The following is a 394-nucleotide window of genomic DNA, read 5'->3' on the forward strand; positions in this document are numbered from 1 at the left end:
GTCGCGAACAGAATGCAGTCGCTCATCAGGTAAATCCAGAAGCCCAGCAGCTTGGTTTCACCTATGTCGTGATGGTGTTCGTCGTGCTCGTGATGATCGATAGCATTAGTTTGCATATTCGACCTCCATCTCATCTTCGTCGTCGTTATGGGTGGCAGGTTTGGTCGTTGCGCCTGCAACACGGGCTTTATGCGCTTCTTCGATTGCTTTCACTTCTTCAACCGTCACGTAGTAATCCACGTCTTCGTTAAAGCTGTGCTTGATCCAAGTGCCGATCATGCCAACCACACCGATAGCAACAAGCCACCAGATGTACCAGATCAGGCCAAAGCCAAATACCAGTGCGTAAGCAGAGATAATCACACCGGCGCCGGTATTTTTCGGCATGTGAATG

2 pseudogenes are annotated in these 394 nt (G+C 50.0%); both read right to left on the reverse strand.

What is annotated here, in order from left to right:
- Positions 1–116 (reverse strand): annotated as a pseudogene (locus tag ACYP03_RS24440) (cytochrome o ubiquinol oxidase subunit III); the annotation flags it as partial.
- Positions 106–394, reverse strand: a pseudogene (locus tag ACYP03_RS24445) (cytochrome o ubiquinol oxidase subunit I); the annotation flags it as partial. The pseudogenes ACYP03_RS24440 and ACYP03_RS24445, both read right to left, overlap by 11 nt.

Source organism: Photobacterium sp. R1 (assembly GCF_054600795.1).